The 20,628-nt window shown below is 66.4% G+C and carries 20 protein-coding genes; 8 read left to right on the plus strand and 12 right to left on the minus strand.

The window, feature by feature from the left end; translation table 11 throughout:
• Positions 1-128: 128 nt before the first annotated feature.
• A complete protein-coding gene (locus LXM88_RS03890) occupies positions 129-782 on the plus strand; it encodes a hypothetical protein (RefSeq protein ID WP_262530626.1) in 654 nt (217 codons plus the stop codon).
• A gap of 18 nt (positions 783-800) precedes the next feature.
• Here the strand turns inward: LXM88_RS03890 and LXM88_RS03895 are convergent, their stop codons facing one another.
• The 7 genes from LXM88_RS03895 to LXM88_RS03925 form a co-directional block, all read right to left on the minus strand.
• Positions 801-1,199 (minus strand): RidA family protein, encoded by a 399-nt coding sequence (locus tag LXM88_RS03895; protein ID WP_262530627.1) that lies wholly within the window; start codon positions 1,197-1,199, stop codon positions 801-803.
• A gap of 89 nt (positions 1,200-1,288) precedes the next feature.
• The gene (benD, locus tag LXM88_RS03900; protein WP_262530628.1) at positions 1,289-2,065 is read right to left on the minus strand and encodes a benzoate diol dehydrogenase BenD; all 777 of its coding nucleotides are present in this window, start codon (positions 2,063-2,065) and stop codon (positions 1,289-1,291) included.
• Positions 2,062-3,084, minus strand: coding sequence for a benzoate 1,2-dioxygenase electron transfer component BenC (benC, locus tag LXM88_RS03905; protein WP_262530629.1), 1,023 nt, complete (start codon positions 3,082-3,084; stop codon positions 2,062-2,064). The genes benD and benC overlap by 4 nt, the downstream gene beginning before the upstream one ends.
• Before the next feature lie 39 nt (positions 3,085-3,123).
• On the minus strand, positions 3,124-3,612 hold the full coding sequence (benB, locus tag LXM88_RS03910; protein WP_262530630.1) for a benzoate 1,2-dioxygenase small subunit: 489 nt from the start codon (positions 3,610-3,612) through the stop codon (positions 3,124-3,126).
• Positions 3,609-4,967, minus strand: coding sequence for a Rieske 2Fe-2S domain-containing protein (locus LXM88_RS03915; RefSeq protein ID WP_262530631.1), 1,359 nt, complete (start codon positions 4,965-4,967; stop codon positions 3,609-3,611). The genes benB and LXM88_RS03915 overlap by 4 nt, the downstream gene beginning before the upstream one ends.
• A gap of 113 nt (positions 4,968-5,080) precedes the next feature.
• Positions 5,081-6,016: a catechol 1,2-dioxygenase gene (catA, locus tag LXM88_RS03920; RefSeq protein WP_262530632.1), complete on the minus strand. Its 936-nt coding sequence runs from the start codon at positions 6,014-6,016 to the stop codon at positions 5,081-5,083.
• A 51-nt stretch (positions 6,017-6,067) separates the two neighbouring features.
• A complete protein-coding gene (locus LXM88_RS03925; RefSeq protein WP_262530633.1) occupies positions 6,068-7,204 on the minus strand; it encodes a muconate/chloromuconate family cycloisomerase in 1,137 nt (378 codons plus the stop codon).
• A gap of 660 nt (positions 7,205-7,864) precedes the next feature.
• On the opposite strand from LXM88_RS03925, the gene LXM88_RS03930 reads away from it, so the two are divergent.
• From LXM88_RS03930 to LXM88_RS03940, 3 genes are all read left to right on the plus strand, one after another.
• Complete coding sequence (locus tag LXM88_RS03930) at positions 7,865-9,337, plus strand: benzaldehyde dehydrogenase (RefSeq protein ID WP_262530635.1); 1,473 nt, start codon at positions 7,865-7,867, stop codon at positions 9,335-9,337.
• Positions 9,338-9,351: 14 nt separating this feature from the next.
• Positions 9,352-10,479, plus strand: a complete 1,128-nt coding sequence (locus LXM88_RS03935) for an NAD(P)-dependent alcohol dehydrogenase (RefSeq protein WP_262530637.1) — start codon at positions 9,352-9,354, stop codon at positions 10,477-10,479.
• A 160-nt stretch (positions 10,480-10,639) separates the two neighbouring features.
• Entirely contained in the window at positions 10,640-11,809 is a 1,170-nt protein-coding gene (locus LXM88_RS03940; protein ID WP_262530638.1) for a helix-turn-helix domain-containing protein, read from the plus strand.
• 107 nt (positions 11,810-11,916) lie between these two features.
• Here LXM88_RS03940 and LXM88_RS03945 read toward each other — a convergent pair whose 3' ends face one another.
• Complete coding sequence (locus tag LXM88_RS03945; protein WP_262530640.1) at positions 11,917-12,354, minus strand: hypothetical protein; 438 nt, start codon at positions 12,352-12,354, stop codon at positions 11,917-11,919.
• Between the two features lie 247 nt (positions 12,355-12,601).
• Positions 12,602-13,177 carry a hypothetical protein gene (locus LXM88_RS03950; RefSeq protein ID WP_262530642.1) on the minus strand — a complete coding sequence of 192 codons (576 nt, stop codon included), beginning with the start codon at positions 13,175-13,177 and terminating at the stop codon, positions 12,602-12,604.
• 303 nt (positions 13,178-13,480) lie between these two features.
• Here LXM88_RS03950 and LXM88_RS03955 point away from each other — a divergent pair, with 303 nt between their 5' ends.
• Positions 13,481-13,930 (plus strand): ester cyclase, encoded by a 450-nt coding sequence (locus LXM88_RS03955; RefSeq protein WP_262530644.1) that lies wholly within the window; start codon positions 13,481-13,483, stop codon positions 13,928-13,930.
• Positions 13,931-14,036: 106 nt separating this feature from the next.
• Here the strand turns inward: LXM88_RS03955 and LXM88_RS03960 are convergent, their stop codons facing one another.
• The gene (locus LXM88_RS03960; RefSeq protein WP_262530646.1) at positions 14,037-16,085 is read right to left on the minus strand and encodes an alpha-galactosidase D; all 2,049 of its coding nucleotides are present in this window, start codon (positions 16,083-16,085) and stop codon (positions 14,037-14,039) included.
• A gap of 13 nt (positions 16,086-16,098) precedes the next feature.
• Here LXM88_RS03960 and LXM88_RS03965 point away from each other — a divergent pair, with 13 nt between their 5' ends.
• Complete coding sequence (locus tag LXM88_RS03965) at positions 16,099-16,227, plus strand: hypothetical protein (RefSeq protein WP_262530647.1); 129 nt, start codon at positions 16,099-16,101, stop codon at positions 16,225-16,227.
• 321 nt (positions 16,228-16,548) lie between these two features.
• Here LXM88_RS03965 and LXM88_RS03970 read toward each other — a convergent pair whose 3' ends face one another.
• Positions 16,549-17,451, minus strand: a complete 903-nt coding sequence (locus tag LXM88_RS03970) for a LysR family transcriptional regulator (protein WP_262531637.1) — start codon at positions 17,449-17,451, stop codon at positions 16,549-16,551.
• A 158-nt stretch (positions 17,452-17,609) separates the two neighbouring features.
• On the opposite strand from LXM88_RS03970, the gene LXM88_RS03975 reads away from it, so the two are divergent.
• Positions 17,610-18,386: an SDR family NAD(P)-dependent oxidoreductase gene (locus LXM88_RS03975; protein ID WP_262530648.1), complete on the plus strand. Its 777-nt coding sequence runs from the start codon at positions 17,610-17,612 to the stop codon at positions 18,384-18,386.
• Between the two features lie 121 nt (positions 18,387-18,507).
• Here the strand turns inward: LXM88_RS03975 and LXM88_RS03980 are convergent, their stop codons facing one another.
• Positions 18,508-19,719 carry a sugar transporter gene (locus LXM88_RS03980; protein WP_262530649.1) on the minus strand — a complete coding sequence of 404 codons (1,212 nt, stop codon included), beginning with the start codon at positions 19,717-19,719 and terminating at the stop codon, positions 18,508-18,510.
• Positions 19,720-19,926: 207 nt separating this feature from the next.
• On the opposite strand from LXM88_RS03980, the gene LXM88_RS03985 reads away from it, so the two are divergent.
• Positions 19,927-20,601 (plus strand): HAD family hydrolase, encoded by a 675-nt coding sequence (locus tag LXM88_RS03985; RefSeq protein WP_262530650.1) that lies wholly within the window; start codon positions 19,927-19,929, stop codon positions 20,599-20,601.
• Positions 20,602-20,628: the final 27 nt, after the last annotated feature.

A 20,628-nucleotide genomic window follows, 5' to 3' on the forward strand; every position in this document is an offset into this window, starting at 1 on the left:
TGGCTCAGGCTGGCCGATACGCCGGATCATGAAAGTCGTCCTGTGCGGCTTCGAATAACCATCCACGTTCATTGAAGAATCGACCGATGCGACTCCGCCCCATCCGATCCCGTTGCGGGAAGTTCGCCATGACGGCGCTGCTGCTGGCGCTGGTCCCGTCCGTGAGCCATGCGGAAGCCGGCGAGCTGGGTGGCATCGCGATGGCCGCGTTCACGGTGGCGTCGGCCTTCTGGGTCGTGATGACCCTGCTGGTGTTCGTGCTGCTGCTGCGCCGGATGCCGATGCCGAAGCGGCTTGCGTATGGCGTGCTGTTCTTCTTCCTGCCCGTCCTGCTATGCGGTGCCGAACTGCTCAGGGAATACGCGCTCGACGGCTATCACGACCGGGAAGAGGTCACGACCAGGCCGCAGCAGGTGCTCGGCGTGACGTTCCCGCCCGGCAGCCATGCGGTCTACAACGGCGAAGGCGGCTTTTTCGGCTGGGGCGCAAAGCGCACGCTGCAGTCGATTCACAGCCCGCGCCCCGTCCAGCTCGGCAACGTGCCGATCGACGGGCTGATCTTCATCCCCGACAACTGTTGCGACCGGGCCCGCGCAGAGGTGAGCGCAGGCGCGGTCATCGACGGCTGGCCCTGCGGCGATACGAATTTCGACCTCACGCCGGCCGGGCCCGCGCTGAGATCGTGTTTTCTGGCCGCACCCGTTACGTGGCACGGAAAGCAGTGGCCGGCAGGGTCGTTTGTCGACATCACCGCACCGCTCACGCCGGAAGACGCAAATTAACGCCGACGACGAACCGGATCAGTCAGCCAGCACCGCCACCGCCTTGATCTCGACGATATAACCGGGCGACCCGCCCAGCATGTGCGCGCCGACCGCCGTCCACGCCGGCTTCGGGTGTGCATCGAGGTAGCGGTCGCGCACCTGCATGAACAGCGGCAGGTCGCGCATGTCGGTATGAAACGTCGTCAGGTCGACCACGTCGTTGAACGATGCGCCGGCCGCCTCCAGCACGCGCTTCAGGTTCTCGAACGCCTGCACGATCTGCGCTTCGCGGCCTTCGACGAGTTGCATCGCCGCGTCGCGGCCGATCTGGCCGGATACGTAAAGCGTATCGCCAACCTTCAGGCCCGGCGCGTAGCCGATTTTTTCGTACACCGCTTCCATTCCCGCCGGAACGATGGCTTTGCGATCACGCATGGATGTCTCCGTGGCTGGCGTCTCGGCGCCGGCCGGTTGGTTGGTTATCGATGAACACATGCAAGGCAAGCGGCTTCACCGCGCGCCGCTCAACCCGTATCGCCGCCTGCGACCGGCAGCACGGTGCCGGTGATGTAGCTCGCCTCGTCGGAGGCCAGGAACAGGATCGGCGCGATCTGCTCGTCGAGGCTGCCGTAACGCTTGAAGAACGTCGAGTCGGTCACCTGCCGCACGGCTTCGCTCATCCACGCCTGTTCCTGCTCGCTGTCGCCGGCCGCATTGCGCGGCACGCGGCGCGGCGGCGCACTGGTGCCGCCGGGCGCAGTCGCGACGACGCGGATGTTGTGCTCCGCGTATTCCATCGCGAGCGCCTGCGTCAGCGCATTGACGCCGCCTTTCGCCGCCGAATACGGCACGCGGCGGATGCCGCGCGTCGCGTTCGACGAGACGTTGACGATCGTGCCGCCGCCGCGCGCGAGCAGGTGCGGCAGCACCGCGTGACAGGTATAGAGCGTCGGCATCAGCGAGCGGCGGATTTCCGCGTCGATCTGCGCCGGCTCGAATTCGGCGAACGGGCGCATGCGAATCGCGCCGCCGACGCCGTTGATCAGGATGTCGATGCCGCCGAACGTCTGCACCGCGCAGTCAATCGCCGCGTGCGCGCCGTCGTAGGTTTCGAGATCCGCGACGAATCCGGCCGTCTCGCCACCCGTCGCTTCGGCCGCCACCTCGGCGACGAAATCCGCGCGATCGACGAACAGCACCTTGCCGCCTTCGGCCGCCGCGCGCAGCGCGACGCCGCGACCGATGCCCTGCGCCGCACCGGTGACGACGACGACCTTGCCCGAGAATCGTTGCATGGTCATGCCGCCTTTGCCGTGACGTTGGGGGTGAACTTCTCGTAGTGGAAGCTGTTCGGCTTCACGCCTTCGTCGTCGAAGTACTTGCGCACCGCGTCGACCATCGGCGGCGGCCCGCACAGATACACGTCGACATCGCCGTCGTTCAGCGCATCGGCCGGAATATGCTGCGTGACCCAGCCCTTGCGCGGATGGCTCGACGCGGCGTCCGCGACGACGGTCGCGAAGCTGAAGTTCGGCAGTTTCGCCGCGCAGGCTTCGATCGCGTCGACCAGCACGAGATCGAGATCGCGCGTCACGCCGTAGATCAGGTGCACCTTCTGCTGCGAACCGGTGCGTGCCAGCACCTCGAGCATCGACAGGAACGGCGCAAGCCCCGTGCCGCCCGCGAGGAACAGCAGCGGACGCTGCACGTCGCGCAGGTAGAAGCTGCCGAGCGGCCCGTGCAGTTCCAGCGTGTCGCCCGGCTGCGCCGATTCGAGCCACGTGCTCATCACGCCGCCGGGAATCTTCTTGATCAGGAAGCTGACCTTTGCATCGGCCGGCGCCGAAGAGAACGAATAGGAACGGTGCTGGCCGCTCGCGGGCACGTCGATGTTCACGTACTGGCCCGGCAGGAACACGGGCGCGGCCGCGCCGACGTCGAGTTCGAGCACGACGGCCGCATCGTTGTGCTGCTCGACCTTCGTCACCGTCGCGGCGAACCCGCTCTGGCCGGTCTTGCATGCGACCGACGAGGTCGGCACCGCGATCACGCAATCGCCTTGCGGCACCATCTGGCACGTCAGCACGAGGCCGCTGTCCTTTTCGTCTTCGGTGAGCGCGTCGTCGATGTAGTCGTCGCCGAGGTCGTAGCGGCCGCTTTCGGCGCGGCACTTGCAGGTGCCGCACACGCCGTCGGAACAGTCCATCGGCAGGTTGATCTTCGCGCGGAAGGCCGCGTCGAGGACTTTCTCGCCGGCCTTGCAGTCGATGAAGCGGGTCACCCCGTCCTCGAAATTCAGTGCAATCTTGTAGCTGGACATGGCATCACCTCCACTTCCCTTCATGACAAAACAACGGCGTCAGACGTGGTAGACGTCGAGCACCTGCCGGATGTAGTCGTTCTTCAGCACGATCTTCTTGTACGAGATCAGCAGCGCGTCGCCCGACTTGCGCAACGTGACGAACATCGTGCCGAAGAAGTGATCGGTCACGCGGTAACGATGGTTCAGCGTGTGAAAGTTGTAGCGCACGTCCACTTCGTTGTCGCGCTCGGCCAGCACCTCGACGTTCGTCACGTTGTGGCTGGTACGCGGCTCGGGCGTCGACGCGCCGCTGCGCTCGGTCTTGATCCGGAACACGCGATCCTCGAGGCCGCCGCGATCCGGGTAGTACATCAGCGAGATCTGGCTCTGGTGGTCGTCGGTCGGCCGATCGTCGTCGTCCCACGCGGGCATCCAGTACGTGACGTCTTCCGTGTAGCAGGTCAGCCACTCGTCCCACTGGCGATCGTCGAGCAGGCGCGCTTCGCGATACAGCGCCGCGCAGACAGTCCGGTAATCGAAGCTCATGCCGCCACCTCCCCGCGTTCCTTCTTCAGCGCATCGCGCATCACATGCACCCAGTGTTCGTGCTGGCACACGAACAGCCCTTCGTCCTCGCTGCGCTCGCCCGAGATGCGCGGGTTCAGCCCCATCTTCGTCGCGTTCTCGTCGGGGCCGTCGACCCACAACGGCGCGCCGCGCGACAGGTCGTTCCACATCGCCGTGATGCCCGCGTAACCGGCCTGGCATGCGCGGAACTCCTCGAGATCGTCGGCCGTGCCCATGCCCGTCACGTTGAAGAAATCCTCGTACTGGCGAATGCGGACCGTGCGGTCGGCTTCGCTCTCGCCCTTCGGCGCGAAGCAGAAGATCGTGACTTCGGTCCTGTCGACGCCGAGCGGCCGCACGACACGAATCTGCGTGCTGAACTGGTCCATCAGGAACACGTTCGGGTACACGCACAGGTTGCGCGTCTGGTTGACGATGAAATCGGCCTGCACGTCGCCGACGCGCGCCCTGATCTCGTCGCGATGCTGGTACACGGGCCGCACTTCCGGGTTCATCGTCTGCGTCCACAGCAGGATGTGGCCGTTGTCGAACCCGTACACGCCCGCGACCGACTTGCTCCAGCTGTTCGCGTCGACGGCCTTGGTGCCGTCTTCCTTGCGGCGGCCCATCGTCGCCGCGTAGTTCCAGTGCACGGTGCTGACGTGGTAGCCGTCGCAACCGTTCTCCATCTGCATCTTCCAGTTGCCTTCGTAGATGTAGGACGAGTTGCCGCGCAGCACTTCGAGCCCGTTCGGCGCCTGGTCGACGATCTGGTCGATGATCACGCGCGTTTCGCCGAGGTAGTCCTCGAGCGGCAGCACGTCGGCGCTGAGGCTGCCGAACAGGAAGCCGCGGTAGTTCGCGAAGCGCGCGACCTTCTTCAGGTCGTGCGAGCCGTTCGTGTTGAACTGCACCGGATACTCGGTCGTCTTCTCGTCTTTCACCTTCAGCAGCTTGCCGGTGTTCGAGAACGTCCAGCCGTGGAACGGGCACGTGAAGCTGCCCTTGTTGCCGTGCTTGCGGCGGCACAGCATCGCACCCTTGTGTGCGCACGCATTGATGACCGCGTGCAGCTCGCCGGTCTTGTCGCGCGTGATGACGATCGGCTGACGGCCGATCCACGTCGTGTAGTAGTCGTTGTTGTCCGGGATCTGGCTTTCGTGCGCCAGATACACCCAGTTGCCCTCGAAGATGTGCTTCATCTCGAGCTCGTACAGCTCGGCGTTGGTGAAGATGTCGCGGCGGCAGCGGAAGACGCCGGCCTCCTTGTCATCCTGCACGGCGGTCGCAAGCAGGTGATCCAGTTCGTTGGCTTGGTCGATGATGGCGGACATGTTGGCTCCTCCCATGCGCGTGCCGCGTCCTGCAAGCACGCTCGCATCGGTATCGGTTGAATCTCGCGGGAACCCGGCCGGCGGCGGCGCATCCGCGCCGCGCCGTCGGGCGGTCAGGCCGTCGCGGCTGCGCGCAGGCGGTGGACGATCTGGTTGTCCTTGCCCTGTACCAGCGGCGTCAGCACGAAGTTGAACTCGATGTCCTGGTAGGCATCGGCCTTCATGCCGAGCGCCGTGCCGCCGGTCTTGCCCACCACCGGCGGAATCAGCTCCTCGCGCGTCGCATACGCGAAGTCATCCCAGATCAGCGGGTCGCCGTCGATGTTGAACTGCGTCGTCAGCTTGCGGTGATCGTGGCTGTCGACGAAGAAGTGCACGTGCGCCGGGCGGTTGCCGTGGCGGCCGAGACCGTTCAGCAATTGCTGGGTTGCGCCCTGCGGCGGGCAGCCGTAGCCGACCGGCATCAGCGTGCGGAATTCGTACTTGCCGTCGGCGCCCGTCTTCACCGCGCCGCGCAGGTTGAACTCGGTCTGCGCGCCGGTCGGGTCGAAGTGCGAATAGAAGCCTTTCGAGTTCGCGTGCCAGCATTCGACCACCGCACCCGCGACCGGCTTGCCGTCGAGGCCCGTCACCGTGCCGTGGATCACGAGCGGGCCCGCGCCGTCGTCCGCGTCGAGGTCGATCTTCGAAACGCCGTCGCGCACCGGCGCGCCCGCTACATACAGCGGCCCCTCGATCGTGCGCGGCGTGCCGCCGTCGAGGCCGACCGCCTGGTCCTCGGCGTCCATCCGGATGTCGAGATACTTCTCGAGGCCGAGGCCGGCCGCGAGCAGCGCTGCTTCGCCATCCTGACCGAGCTTGTTCAGGTAGTTGACGCCGGCCCACACTTCGTCGGGCGTGATGTCGAGATCGTCGATCGCCTTGAACAGGTCGCCGAGCAGGCGCAGCACGACCTGCCGCGTCCGCGCGTTGCCGCCGTTCCCGCCGGCGTTCGACGCGGCCTTCAGCAGATCCTGCACTTCCCGGGTATCGAAAACTTTGACGCTCATGATGATGTCTCCACGTGGTTTTAGGGGAATGACGGCTTTGCGTGACTCGTATTACCGCGCGACTTTCGTCAGCCCGTCGCGGGTGAAACGCCTGACCTTGTCCTCGTCGAGTTCGATGCCGAGACCGGGGCCGTCCGGCACGGTCAGTTCGAACTCGCTGTAATCGAGCGGCTGCGTCAGGATCTCTTCGGTGATCAGCAGCGGCCCGAACAGTTCGGTGCCCCACTGCAGGTTCGCGAAACTCGCGAACAGGTGCGCGGAGGCCACCGTGCTGAACGCACCTTCGAGCATCGTGCCGCCGTACAGCTCGATGCCGGCCGCGTCCGCGATCGCGGCCACGCGTTGCGCCGCGAAGAGTCCGCCGCTCTGTTCGATCTTGATCGCGAACACGTCCGCGCCGTGATGCTTCGCGATGTCGAACGCGCTGTCGGGGCCCTGCAGGATTTCGTCGGCCATCAGCGCGACCGGGAAGCGGCGCATCAGGCGCGCAAGCGCCGCGGCGGACGCGACCGGCTGCTCGACCAGTTCGCAGCCGGCATTGGCCAGCGCCGGAATCGCACGCACGGCCTGCGTTTCGCTCCACGCCATGTTCACGTCGACGCGCACCGATGCGCGATCGCCGACGGCCTTCTTGATCTCGGCCACGTGCCGGATATCCGCGTCCGGCGATTTCGCGCCGATCTTCAGCTTGAATATGTTGTGGCGGCGCAGGTCGAGCATCCGTTCGGCTTCGGCGATGTCGGCGGCCGTGTCGCCCGAAGCGAGCGTCCACGCGACCGGCAGGCGGTCGCGCCGGCGGCCGCCGAGCAGTTCGCTCACCGGCACGCCGAGCCGCTTGCCGTGCGCGTCGAGCAGCGCGGTTTCGAGCGCGCTCTTCGCGAAGTGGTTGACCTTCGCGAGCTTGCCGACGAATGCCATCAGCGTCTGGATGCGCGTCGCGTCCTTGCCGACGATCGCCGGCGCGAGGTACGCGTCGATCGCGAGCTTCATCGCCTCGGGGCTTTCCGGGCCGTAGGCCATGCCGGCGATCGTGGTGCCTTCGCCGATGCCCGTCACGCCGTCGCTGCAGAACACCTTCACGAGCATCAGCGTCTGGCCGTGCATCGTCGCGACCGACAGCTTGTGCGGGCGGATCGTCGGCAGGTCGACGAGACGGGTTTCGATGCGTTCGACGGTGGCGGAGGACATGGGGCACGCTGCAAGTGGGGAGTTCATGGGACGGATTTATACGCGCCGGGCAAATGCACCGTCCAATACTTTTAGGCGTGTTTTTCAATACCTGACAGGTATTGAAATTGGACTCGATACGCGAAATATTGCGATGCGCCATACCTTATCTGGCTAGGTATATGGGCCTGAAGGCCTGACGGCACGGGGTCGTGCGCGCTCGAGCCGCTGCTTGCGCGGGGGCGTGACGCGGCGGCTCCCGGAGCCGGGGAATCCGGCCGAAATCCACGGCCCGCCGGGAGCGGATCAGGGTTTTCCTGAGGGAACAACGGCGTGGCTGGCCTGCCGGATTGCGACTTCGACTTCGGTGAACGATCGGCAGGAAGTCGGTACGCGGATATCGACGTCCTCGCCGATTCGTGCGGCGACACCCGCTGTTTCGCTCGACGGCGCGCGTCCCAGCCGCCGTGAGGGCGGAAACGACACGCCGTTCGCCCGGCGGTATCGGAGTGTTCAGTTTCCGCACACGTCGACGCGCGCCCCCACCGGCCGGCGCGGGTGCGGCGGGTGGGAACAAACCCGGATGGCTCCGCTTCCTCCCGGCCGCCTACCCTCGCGCGCATGCCGGTCGGGGCGATGCAAGGCCCGATCCGGCGGGTCGGAATTTCCTCAGGAGCGTACATGGATAGCAGCAGCAACACGGCACTGTTCGACGCCGACGTCTGGCACGGCAAGACTTTCAACGGACGCTGGCACGCCAGCCCGCACGCGGTCGACGTAGTCGAACCCGCGACCGGCAACACGCTCGGCCGCGTCGGCCTCGCGGACGGCGCGGCGGTGGCCGACGCGGCAGCCGCCGCGCATCGCGCGCAGCCCGCGTGGTTCGGCCTGCCGTACGACGAGCGCGCGGCCGTCCTGCGCCGCGCGGCTGCCGTCGCGGAAACGCACTTCGATTCGATCGTCGACTGGCTCGTGCGCGAAAGCGGATCGACGCGCGCGAAGGCGTCGTTCGAAACGTCCGTCACGATCAAGGCGCTGCACGAAGCGGCGGGGTTGCCGTCGCGCGCGGCCGGCGAAGTCCTGCCGTCGGCGGCCGGCCGGCTGTCGCTTGCGCGGCGCCGCCCGCGCGGCGTCGTCGGCGTGATCTCGCCGTTCAATTTCCCGCTGTACCTGGCGATACGCGCGGTCGCGCCGGCGCTTGCGCTGGGCAACGCGGTCGTGCTGAAGCCCGATCCGCGTACCGCCGTATGCGGCGGCGTCGCGATCGCCCGCGTGTTCGAGCTCGCCGGCCTGCCGGAAGGCGTACTGCACGTCTTTCCCGGCGACGGCGCGGCCGGCGCCGCGCTGGTCGCCGATCCGCACATCGCGATGATCCAGTTCACCGGCTCCACCGCGGCGGGACGCAAGGTCGGCGAGGCGGCCGGCCGCCATCTGAAGAAGGTCTCGCTCGAGCTCGGCGGCAAGAACTCGCTGATCGTGCTCGACGACGCCGACCTCGACCGCGCCGTCGCCAATACCGCATGGGGCGCGTATCTGCATCAAGGCCAGATCTGCATGGCGACCGGCCGCGTGCTCGTGCAGCGCGGCATTCACGACCGCTTCGTCGCGAAGCTCGTCGAGAAGGCCCGAAGCCTGCGCGTCGGCGATCCCGCGACCGCGGACGTCGGCCTCGGGCCGCTGATCAATGCCGCGCAACTCGACCATGCGGCGAGCCTGGTGAACGCGGCCCGTCGTGCGGGCGCGCGCGTCGAAACCGGCGGCGGCCATCGCGACCTGTTCTTCGAGCCGACCGTGCTGAGCGGCGTCGCACCGGGCAACCCGGCGTTCGACGAGGAAATTTTCGGGCCGGTCGCGGTCGTCGTGCCGTTCGATACGGACGAGGACGCCATCGCGCTCGCGAACCGCAGCGAATACGGGTTGTCGATGGCGATCCTGTCCGCCGACGTCGGCCGGGCGCTCAGGATCGGCGAGCGCCTGAACACCGGGCTGCTGCATATCAACGACCAGACGGTCAACGACGAAGTGATCAACCCGTTCGGCGGCGTCGGCGCCTCGGGCAACGGCTCGAGCATCGGCGGCGCCGCGAACTGGGAGGAGTTCACGCAGTGGCAGTGGCTGACGATCAAGGGCGAAGCGCCGCTGTATCCGATTTGACGAGGAGACCGAACATGTACACGGAAAACGATTCACGCGTCGTCACCGCGGCCGTCGCGCGCGCAGCCGGCGCGCCCTTCTCGATCGAATCCGCCCGCCTGCGCGCGCCGCGCGGCGACGAGGTACGGGTGCGCGTCGTCGCGACGGGCCTGTGCCACACCGACCTGATCGTGCGCGACCAGTACTACCCGGTGCCGCTGCCGGCCGTGCTCGGTCACGAGGGCGCCGGCGTGGTCGAAGCGGTCGGCCCGAACGTGACGACGCTCGCCGCGGGCGATCACGTCGTGCTCACCTACGGCGCGTGCGGCCACTGCCCGTCCTGTGTCGGCGGTCACGGCGCGTATTGCCGGCACTTCTTCGGGCTGAATTTCGGCGGCGCCGACGCCGACGGGCAGACCGCGATCCGCGACGAACACGGGCAGCCGCTGCACGACCATTTCTTCGCGCAGTCGTCGTTCGCCAGCTACGCGCTCGCGCGCGAGAACAACGCGATCAAGGTGCCGCCGGAAGCGCCGCTCGAACTGCTCGGGCCGCTCGGCTGCGGGATCCAGACCGGCGCCGGCGCGGTGATCCATTCGCTCGCGGTGCGCCCGGGCAGCAGCTTCGCGAGTTTCGGCGCGGGCGCGGTCGGCATGAGCGCCGTGATGGCCGCGCGCGTCGCCGGCGCGACGACCATCATCGCCGTCGACATCGTGCCGTCGCGGCTCGCGCTGGCCCTGGAGCTCGGCGCGACGCACACGATCAACAGCAAGGAAGTCGACGTCGTCGACGCGATCCGCACGATCACCGGCGGCGGCGTCGACTTCGCGCTCGAATCGACCGGACTGCCCGCCGTGCTGTCGCAAGGGATCGAAGCGCTCGGCTCGCGCGGCACGATGGGCGTGGTCGGCGCGCCGAAGCTCGGCACGAAGGCGGAATTCGACGTCAACAACCTGCTGCTCGGCGGCCGCTCGATCCGCGGCATCGTCGAAGGCGACAGCGTGCCGCAGACGTTCATCCCGCAGCTCGTCCAGCTCCATCTGCAAGGGCGGTTTCCGTTCGACCGGCTGGTGAAGTTCTATCCGCTCGAGCAGATCAACCAGGCCGCGGAGGACAGCAGCAACGGCATCACGCTCAAGCCGATCCTGCGCTTGCCGCATTGAGCGCGGGGGCGCCGCCGGCTGCCGGGGCCGCCCGGCGGCACGCGGCGGCGCCCCGTTTCGGGAAAATACCCCGCTTCGAGCGCCGGGCTATATTACGCATTCGCGCGACACGCCACGCCGGCACGCCCGGCCCGGACCTTCGACCCTCATGGAGCGCAGCGTGAAGACGGCACCCGAATCTCCCTCGCGGCCGGTCGACCTCGACCGGCTCCGCGCCCGCTTCGCCGCGGGCGAACCGCTGCCGGAAACGGCGTTGCCGGCCAGCGTCGCGCGCTCGTGGCTGCGTTCGCGCGACGCCGGGCTCCGGCCGTGGCAAATCGCCCACTATGAAATGCAGCGCGAGCTCGACGAGTCGCGCGCCGACCGGCGGCTGACCCGCTGCGTCGCGCAGGAAATCGAGCAGCTGTGGGCCGCGTTCGGCGGCAGCGAGTGGACGATCTTCTGCGTCAATCCGCGCGGCACGATCGTCCATGCGCGGCGCAGCCCGCATTGCGACGACGCGCTGCTGACGCCGATCATCGCCGGGCGCCGGATCGTCGAGCCGAACATCGGCACGACCGCGCCGAGCTGCGTGATTCACGACGGCACCGAGGCGATTGTCGCGGGCGCGCAGCACTATCTCGACGAATTCTCGCGCGTGTTCTGTCTCGCGGTGCCGCTGGTCGGTTTCGACGGGGAAGTGATCGGCGCGCTGGACATCACCGGCGTCGGCCGGCGCAATGTCGTGCAGTTGCGCGAGCAGTTCCGGCATGCGGCACTGTCCGCCGAGCAGCGGCTGTATGCGATGCTGCGCGACTGCCATCTGCTGCAGGTGCAGTACGATCCGCGCTGGCTCGGCACGCCGCTCGCGGGTGTCGTCGCACTCGACGAGGCGGGCCGCGTGCGCGCGGCGAGCCGGCTCGCGCGACAGATGCTCGAGCTCGCGCCGGCCGGGTCGATCGAACCGCGCGATCTCCGGCAACTCTTTCCCGGCGCGACGCCTGCGCAGCAGCGCCGTTTGCTGATACCGGCGCGCACGCCGCAGCGGATCGCGCGCGACGACGGCAGTCACGTCTGGGTGCGGGCCGTGCGCGCGCCGCTCGATCGGGCGACGATGCGGCGGCAATCCGATGCGCTGGAAGATGCCGCCGACGTGCGCGGCACCGCGTCGGCCGCCAGCCCGCAGGCAAGCCTGCACGAGCAGTCGCTCGACGCGATCCGCCGTGCGCTCGACGAGCACGACGGCAATGTGTCGGCCGCTGCGCGACAACTCGGCATCTCGCGCACCACGCTGTACGCGAAGCTCAGGCAACTCGATGCAACGGGAATCACGAACGACGGGCCGCATTGACACGGCGTGCGGCGATGGCGCCTGCGCCCCACCGCACGCCTCTCATGCAGCCGCAAGGCGAGCCAGGTGATCCCGACCGCGAACGCGCCAACCGCGCCGCCGAAGGATCAGCGGCCAGCCGCCGCGACCGACGCCTGCCATTCCAAGGCCACGCCGGCGTAATCCCTGACCTTGAATGCCGAGCCGTCCTGGACATGGACCCAGCCCAGCATCCGGTCGGCCAGCGGCTTGTCGTGCTCGTCCGTCGCGATCTTGACGATCGCCTGCGCACGGATATGCACGAGGCCGTCCGGATAGTCGGACGACGGGTTCGCCAGCGTCACCGTCACGAACGGGCCGAGATCCTGCAGAAGTTGAGCGGCCGGCGGATGGTCCGCCATCAGCAAACTGCCGCCCTTGACGCGATCGTCCACGCGGATGGCCATGCTGTCCGGCCGCCGGTGCGCGGCGGTCGGCAGCGACATCCAGAGCACGTGGTCCGGGTTCACATGGACGACATCGGGATCGCCCATCGCGTCGCGCGTTTCAATCCGGGGTATCGGCATGCAGGGTCTCCAGTCGATCGTCAGGCACCCGGCATGGGTGCGGCGGCTCCATGATGATGCCGCAATGTGTCAACGTCGACCAACGGCTGTAGCCCCGCCACGCTCCCGTCCGAAGGCACGGGGAAGGCCCCGAAGCGCACGCCTGGCGTGCCGATCCCTCAGGGGCAGGTGATGCAGGTTGCAATGCCGGCGCGGCCGCCCCGCTGGAACCTGGTCCTCCGATTGCGCCCCGGTATGCCCGGTCGGGTCACCAGCCTGGAAACCTTGCGATCAGCCTGATCCAGATCGTCAGGCAACCAGCGTCGTGCATGTAGCGCAACGCCTCGTTCGCTCGCCACGTGCACGGTACCCGTCGCAACCAAATGGAATCGGCTCCGGATCGGTACATCCATACGATCGTCGCAGCCATCATTTGTCGTTCCGGGGCCATCGCGCGAAAGGCGGCCCGCCACTCCGCCATTTCTGCCGGATGATGTTCCCCCGAACGCTCGTCATAAGCGGCCGGACAGATACCCCGATGGAATTCTCCTTGACTGCTGGAACAGAACAAACTCGACAGTCTCAGTTCGGTGATCGCCTGCTTCAGGGCAGTGAAGAATTGGGCAGGTGTACGCATCGTTGTCGCGCGTGTTCCGCCGGCCAACTCCTCCAGTACGAGCGCTTCGTGGCCGCCGAGATCCAGCGATCCGGCAACCAGCCGGTCCAATCGGACTTCGTCCGTCGGCGTCGAGATCCGGGCCTGTGCGTGCAGCACTTGCAGGACCGCATCCACGAAGCTCACGGCTCCTTCGCACTCGGTTGCGAATCGAGAATCGATGCTCATGACATCCTCACCAGGCCGAAGCGATCATTCACGCGAATCCACCCACGCCCATCGGACGCTTGCGTGCAACATCCGCTACTCGCGCGAGCCGCCTTCTCGACAAGAACGATATCGCTACGAGATGGATGCTTCGATCCGTTTCTTGCTCTCAAACTCTCACGGACACGTGCCATTGAAGCTGATGAAGATTCATTGAACCGCACCGCAAGAAACGAATAGTAGTGCGCAGGATCGATCGCTATTGTTCGTTCCGAGCGGAGCCACTCCGTCTCTCCATCAACCGAAATCACCAAGGAGTCGAACATGTCGAAGGAAGACGATAACAAGGCAGTCGTCGGCCGCTGGTTCACGAATTTCTGGGGCGAGAAGTGCGACCTCGGCATCGTCGACGAAATCGCGGCGCCGGATATGCTGCTGCAATACTCGCTTCATGAACCGCGCCGTGGCCGTGAGGATATCAAGTCATTCATGACCGACTTCCGCGCTGCCTTCCCGGATCTCAATTTCCGGGGCGTTACCGATCTGATCGCCGAAGGGGATTACGTGGTCGGTCAGTGGCAAGGGGGCGGCACGCACACGGGCCCGGCTTTCAGCGACTTCCTGATGGGCTCGCTGCCTGCGGCGACCGGTCGGCGGATGCACTTCACCGGGACTACGGTTCTGCGCCTGAAGGACGGCCTGATCGTCGAAGAGCTCGGCCTCGACGACGGAGTGACGGCACTCACGCAACTCGGGCTGATCAAGAAGGCATAAGCACGCACTCGCCTGTCGTCGTCGAGCGCGACGACGAACCTCGTCGGGTTCGCACCCCGGCGCATGGCGCGGCCGCCCGTGACCGGGTAGCCGCGCCGTGCGCACGCTATTGCTTCGTCGGCGCGGCGATGCCGTCGATGTCGGGCGCCCAGCCCGTCGGGTTCGAGAACTTCAGCGTGTTGGCGCTGCCCTGCTTGAACGCGCCCGTCACCGTCAGCGTCGATACGTTGCTCCATCCGCCGGTCGACGGGAACGACACGGAAACCGGTGCCGCACCGTCGAAGCCGAGCTGCGCGCTACGCGGCGTCGAATCGCCGTTCACGTAGGCGATCACGACGCTGTACGTGCCGTCCGCCGCCACCGAGATGCCGTTGATCGTCAGCGTCCCGTTGCTGGTGCCATCGCCGTTGCCGATATAACCGACGTCCTGCCCACCGGAGCAGGGGCCGCACGACGACACGCGCGCCGCACCGGCGAGCGTGTTGGCGGCGGCCTCGGCCTCATACGCCATCGGCGGCGGCGGCGGCACCTTCACCGGCCCGGCCACCACCGCGAGCGACGTGATCGCGGGTGCCGCGGTCGTGCCGTCGACGCTCGACAACGCCAACGTGTTCTGCCCGGACTTCAGGTTCACGAAGACCGTCACCGTACCGACTGCGTTCCCCGTAGGCGGGAACGCGAGTGTCGTGCCGTTTCCGCCGTTCGCAACGAGTTGCGCGTTGACGGTTTCCGTTCCGGTGTTCAGGTACGCGACCTGAATGTAGCCGCCTGCCGTTTGCGACGTCACGTTGCCGAACGTCACCGTGCCCAGCCCGGTCACCTTCTTCCCGCTTGCGCACGCCGCGCAGTCCGAATACGTCGCGCCGCCCGACAGCGTGCCCGGCAGGTACGTCGTCGACGGCAGGTCCGTGCCGCTCAGCACCAGCATCACCGTGCCGCCGGCCGGTACGCTCGCGACCGTATAGGAACCGGTGGCCGAACCGAGATCCTTGTGCGCCCAGATATCGCGAACCGTGGCCGACTTGCCGGCCGCCAGGCCGAGCTGCTGCCACGTGACCGTCATCGCACTCGCCGCAGTGCCGTTGTTGAACAGCAGTACCGCACGCTTGCCCGCACCGGCCAGCAGCTTCGCCCAGACCTGCTGGCCGTTGGCGTCCGCGACCTTCAGGCCTTGCAGGCCCAGCAGGTCCTGGTCGATTGCAATCAGCTCGGGATTCGTGAGCAGGCTCACCGTATCGCTCGACAGCGTCTTCGACAGGTCGTTGCCGAGTATCATCGGCGCGCCGGCAATGGCCCACAGATTCACGTGCGCGAGATCGTTCGCCGCCGTCATCCCCATGCCGGCGACCATCATGTCCGGATCGTTGTAATAACCGGTGTGCTGGCCTGCGGGGTGATAGTTGCCGTTGAAGTTGCCGAGCACCGAGCCGAAGTTCGGTACGCCGCTTCCCGGCCCGTAGATGTCGCCCGTCGTCCGCCATGAAGTCGCGATGCCGGCGCCCCAATCCCACGGCCCGAGGCCCGCGTCCGGATAACCGCTCTTGCCGATCGTGCCCCAGTCGCACATGTTCAGCACCAGCAGTTTTCCGGTCGCGGCATACGCTTTCCGGATCGCCTGCGAGATCGCCGTATAAGCCTGCTGAGGATCGTAGCCGGCCGCGCTTCCGCCGCACCAGTCGACCTTGACGAAGTCGTAGCCCCATTGCGCGAACTGCAGGAAATCATGATCGTAGTGCGCGTAATCGCTGCCGACGAAATGCGTGCCGTTCGTGTTGCCGCAGCCCTGCGGACCCGCATCGATATAGATGCCGGCCTTCAACCCCTTGCCGTGAATGTAATCGGCCATCACCTTCATCCCGCCCGGCCATTGGTTGGTGCGATTGCCGTTCATGTCGACGTTGAGGATGAAGTTGCCGTTCGCATCCCGCTTTCTGGAGGTCCACCAGCCTTCGTCGATATTCACATACTGGTACTTGTTGCCCGTCGCGAGATTCGCGTTCAGCGCGGCCAGCCCGTCGGCCTGTGCCTTGATCGTGGCAAAGCTGACGTTTTCCTCGAGGCTGTTCCATGACGACCAGCCCATCGGCGGCGGATTCACCGCGATCTGCCGCAGCGCCGTGGGCGACGTGGTTGCCGTTCCACTGCCTGCGCTCATCGTCGACGTTCCGGTGGCCGATGTCGAGGTCGTGCCCGTCGCCGCCATGCTCGCTCCCGAGGACGACCCGGCATCGTCGCCGCCACACGCGGACAAACCTGTCGCCGCCAAAACGAAGCACATCATCAATATTCCTAAATGATTTCTGCCCTTCATCTTCATCTCCCGATTGTTGTGAATGACGCGCGCCGGTCCGCTTCGCACGCGTACGCAGATTAATGACGTTCCTTTCCCTGTTTCAATCTTTGCAGCATGCGGTCAAATACTGGGAGAGTGTGATTTCCGGATCGGGAATGACCTTGTCGTCATTAATTCAAATAATTGACAGGAAAAAACCAATCTTTGGAGAGTCGATCAACGAAACGGAAACAATCCGGATCGTTATTGTCGATTCAGTGTGAAACCGGGCATTCACCGCGCTGCATCACGACTCGATCGTTTCCGGGCATCCGCGCGGCTCCGACTATCCCCGCCACGTTGCCTGCGCCAGCTTCGCGACCAGTTCGTCGTACACCACCCTGATACGGCGCGGTATCGGGCCGCGCCGCGGCCGATAGACGTGCAGCTTCCACGGTTCGGGTTCCAGGCTGGACAGCACGCGCACCAGGCGCCCTTTTTTCACGTAGGGCCGGGCGAGATATTCCGAGCACTGGCCGAATCCCAACCCTGCACACACGGCGTCGATCTCCGCCTCGGCGTCGTCCGTCAGATAGGACGGCGACACTGGTTTGAATTGCTGCTCCCCGCGAAAAATCCACGGCCACGCGCGGCCGCTCGCGCGGTCGATCAGGCACGTCACCGGCATCGATTCGAGTGCCTTGAGGTTGTTCGGCTCACCCCGCCGCTTGATCAGCGCCGGTGCGCCAACGACCCACATCGGCAACGGCCCGACCATGCGCGCGACAAAACGGTTGTCTCCGATCGCGCCGACCCGCACGCCGATGTCGATCTGTTCGTCGACTACCGGCGACGGCACGTCCGACAGCCGCAGATCCGGCACGAGACCCGGATACCGCTGCATGAGATCGGTCAGGACCGGCTGCACGTAAGAACGCCCCATGCCTGACGGGGCCGTGATCCTGACGACGCCGACCGGCTCATCGGGCTGACCGTTCGCGGGCCCGAACAGCCCGTCGACCGCGGCAAGCGCCGCCTGCGCTTCGAGCGCGAACGACTGGCCGAAGGCGGTGATCCGGATACTGCGGGTCGTCCGATGGAACAGCGTTTCGCCCAGCATCTCTTCCAGTTCGCGCACCGCGCGCGTGACGACCTGCGGCGACACACCGAGACGCGCCGCCGCCTCGCGGAACGTGGGCGCCGCGGCTGCCGCGGCAAATATCTTCAGGAGGTCGAGTCGGTTGAGCATGAGGAACCCTTCGGACGCCCGGGAAGCAGCGATTTTAATTCCTTCCACTGGAATTCTGAATTCGCCATTGTTCCATTTCTTTACGACCGACGAACGACCACAATGCGCATCAGACGTCGCTTCGACGTGGATGGTCAACCACTCTGGAGAATCTCATCATGAACGCAAGCACGCATCCGGCTCAACTCGAGGGCCGCATCGCACTGGTAACGGGTGCCAGCTCCGGCATCGGCCGCGCATCCGCGCTCGAACTCGCACGTCGCGGCGCGAAGGTCGTCGTTTCGGCACGGCGCAAGGCGGAACTCGATCGACTGGTCGAGGAAATCACGGCCGCCGGCGGCGAAGCCAGCGCATTCGCCGCGGACGTCGCAAACGAAGACGATCTCCGCAAGCTCTTCGACTTCACGGTATCGACTTACGGACGCCTCGACATCGCGTTCAACAATGCCGGCACGGAAGGCGTGTTCGCGCCGCTGCTCGAGCAGGATGCCGAACGCTTCGACATGGTGTTCGAACCGAATGTGCGCGGCGTGTTCAATTCGATGAAGTACGCGGCCGACATCATGCTGCGCCAGGGTTCGGGCAGCATCATCAACAACGCGTCGATGGGCGGGCTCATCGGCTTCGAGAATGCGTCGGTCTATATCGCGAGCAAGCACGCGGTGATCGGGATGACGAAGACCGCTTCGATCGAATGGTTCAGGCGAGGCGTCCGCGTCAACGCACTGTGCCCCGGGCTGATCGAAACGCCGTTCCATCACCGCGGCATCTGGCCGTCGGACGATGCACGGCAGGGCTTTGCCGCAGCAACACCGGCAGGACGGTGGGGGTCCGCCGAGGAAATGGCGACGATCGTCGCGTTCCTCGCATCGGACGATTCCAGCTATGTGTCGGGCCATGCGCTCGTGGCCGACGGCGGCTATTCGATTGCATGACACCCGCAGCGCGATCCGGCATGCCGCGGCCGTTCACCGGTGCGAACCGGACTGACTGCGCGCGGTCGGATCGCTCGATCCGGTTGGCACGGGCACCGAACGCGTCGGGTCGCCGCCGCCTTCAGTGCAGACCGGAGGCCGGCGCTGGATGCGCCGCTGCCCGTTTCGCGTGCAGGCGCAACGCGAGCCATGCGATCCCTACCGCCAACGCGCCGACCACGCCGCCGAAGGTGCCGACCCACGGCAGCCCGAAGTCGCCCGCGATATGGTTGCCGAGCAGCGCGCCGGCGCCGATGCCGACGTTGTACAGGCCCGAGAAGATCGACACGGCCAGGTCGGTCCCCTCCGGCGCCAGCTTCAGCACCCACGCCTGCATCGCGAGACCGAAACAGACGATCGCCCCGCCCCAGACCAGCGTATGCACGGATAGCGTGACGATGTTCAGCGCGCACGGGAACAGGATCAGCAGGCAGCCCGACAACGCGACGATCGACGCCAGCAGGAACTTGTCCGGCTGGTGCGGATAGACGCGGTTGAAGCAGATCGCGGCCGGCATGCCGGCGATGCCGAACAGGATCAGCACATACGTGATCCGGCTGTTGCTCGCGTGGTTCACGCTCTGGACGAAGGGCTCGATGTACGTGTACGACGTGAAGTGCGCGGACACGACGAGCACGGTGATCGCGTACAGCGCCACCAGCGCCGGCTTGCGCAAGAAGACGCCGATGCTGCTGAGGGATCCGGCGCCCTGGCTCGGGAGCTCGGGTAACGTCGCGCGCAGCAGCAGCAACGCAATGCCTGCCGCGCCCGCGATGATCAGGAACGTGACGCGCCAGCCGAACGCCTCGCCGATCACGCGCCCGAGCGGAATGCCGGCGACCATCGCGATCGACGTACCCATCGCCAGCATGCTCAGCGCGCGGCTTTTGCGGTCGCTCGGCGCGAGCCGCACGGCCAGCGGGACGGAAATCGACCAGAACACCGCGTGCGCGCACGCGATGCCCAGCCGGCCGACCATCAGCACCGCGAAATTCCACGCGACACCGGTGACGATGTGGCTGACGATGAACACCAGCAGCGCCCCGACCAGCAGCCTGCGGCGCTCGACGTGACGCGTGACCAGCGTCAGCGGCAGCGACACGACGGCAACGGCCCACGCATAGATCGTCAGCATCAGGCCGACGTCGGTCGGCTGCATGTGCAGGCTGTCGCCGATCGCGCTGAGCAGCGCGACGGGCACGAACTCGGTGGTATTGAAGATGAAGGCAGTGAGTGCCAGGGCCAATACGCCCCACCACGCATGCCTGGAACTGACGGCGTCCAGTGTTGCCATACCTGGAATCGACGAGACGAGGGTTGGGGGTGCGCACGGCGCGGAAAACCCGGCCCGGCGCATCGCCGCGATTGTACCAGCGGCGCTTGACGCTTCACCGCACGTTGCGGCCACGGGACATCGCCATGACATGGCCGTGCGCCGATAATGTGTCGACAGGATTTTCACCGACGATTCGCCCGAACCCGATCGGGCCAGGAGATTCACATGCGCATTGAAACGTCTTTTCTGTTCGATCTCGACGGCACGCTCGTCGACAGCGTCTATCAGCACGTGCTCGCGTGGAAGGAAGCGCTCGATGCCGAGGGCATCGAACTGTCGGTATGGCGCATCCACCGCAAGATCGGGATGAGCGGCGGCCTCTTCCTGAACCAGCTGCTGCGCGAGACGGCGGGCGACATCGACGCCGAGCGCGTCGAACGGCTCGCCCGGCTGCATGCGGCCGCGTACCAGCGGCTGCGCGCGCAGGTTCGGCCGCTGCCGGGCGCGCGCGAACTGGTGGCCGCGCTGTCGAGCGCCGGCATCCGCTGGGCGATCGCCACCAGCGGGCGGATGGAAACCGCCGCCATCAATCTCGAGGCGCTCGGCGTCGATCCGGCGAAGAACGTCGTCGTCACGCGCGACCAGGTCAAGTACGCGAAACCGGACCCCGACCTGTTCCTGACCGCGGCCGCGCAACTGAACGTGCCGATCGAACACACCGTGGTCGTCGGCGACAGCATCTGGGACATGCTCGCCGCCAGCCGCTGCCGCGCGCTCGGCGTCGGGCTGCTGTCGGGCGGATACGGCAGCGACGAACTGGAACGCGCTGGCGCGCTGCGCGTGTACGACGATCCGGCGGATCTGCTGTGGCATCTCGATGAAATCGCCGCGCGGCCCTGAATCGTCCGGATCGCCGTCCACCCGTCA

This window comes from Burkholderia sp. S-53, assembly GCF_025560745.1.
Classification (GTDB): domain Bacteria; phylum Pseudomonadota; class Gammaproteobacteria; order Burkholderiales; family Burkholderiaceae; genus Burkholderia; species Burkholderia pyrrocinia.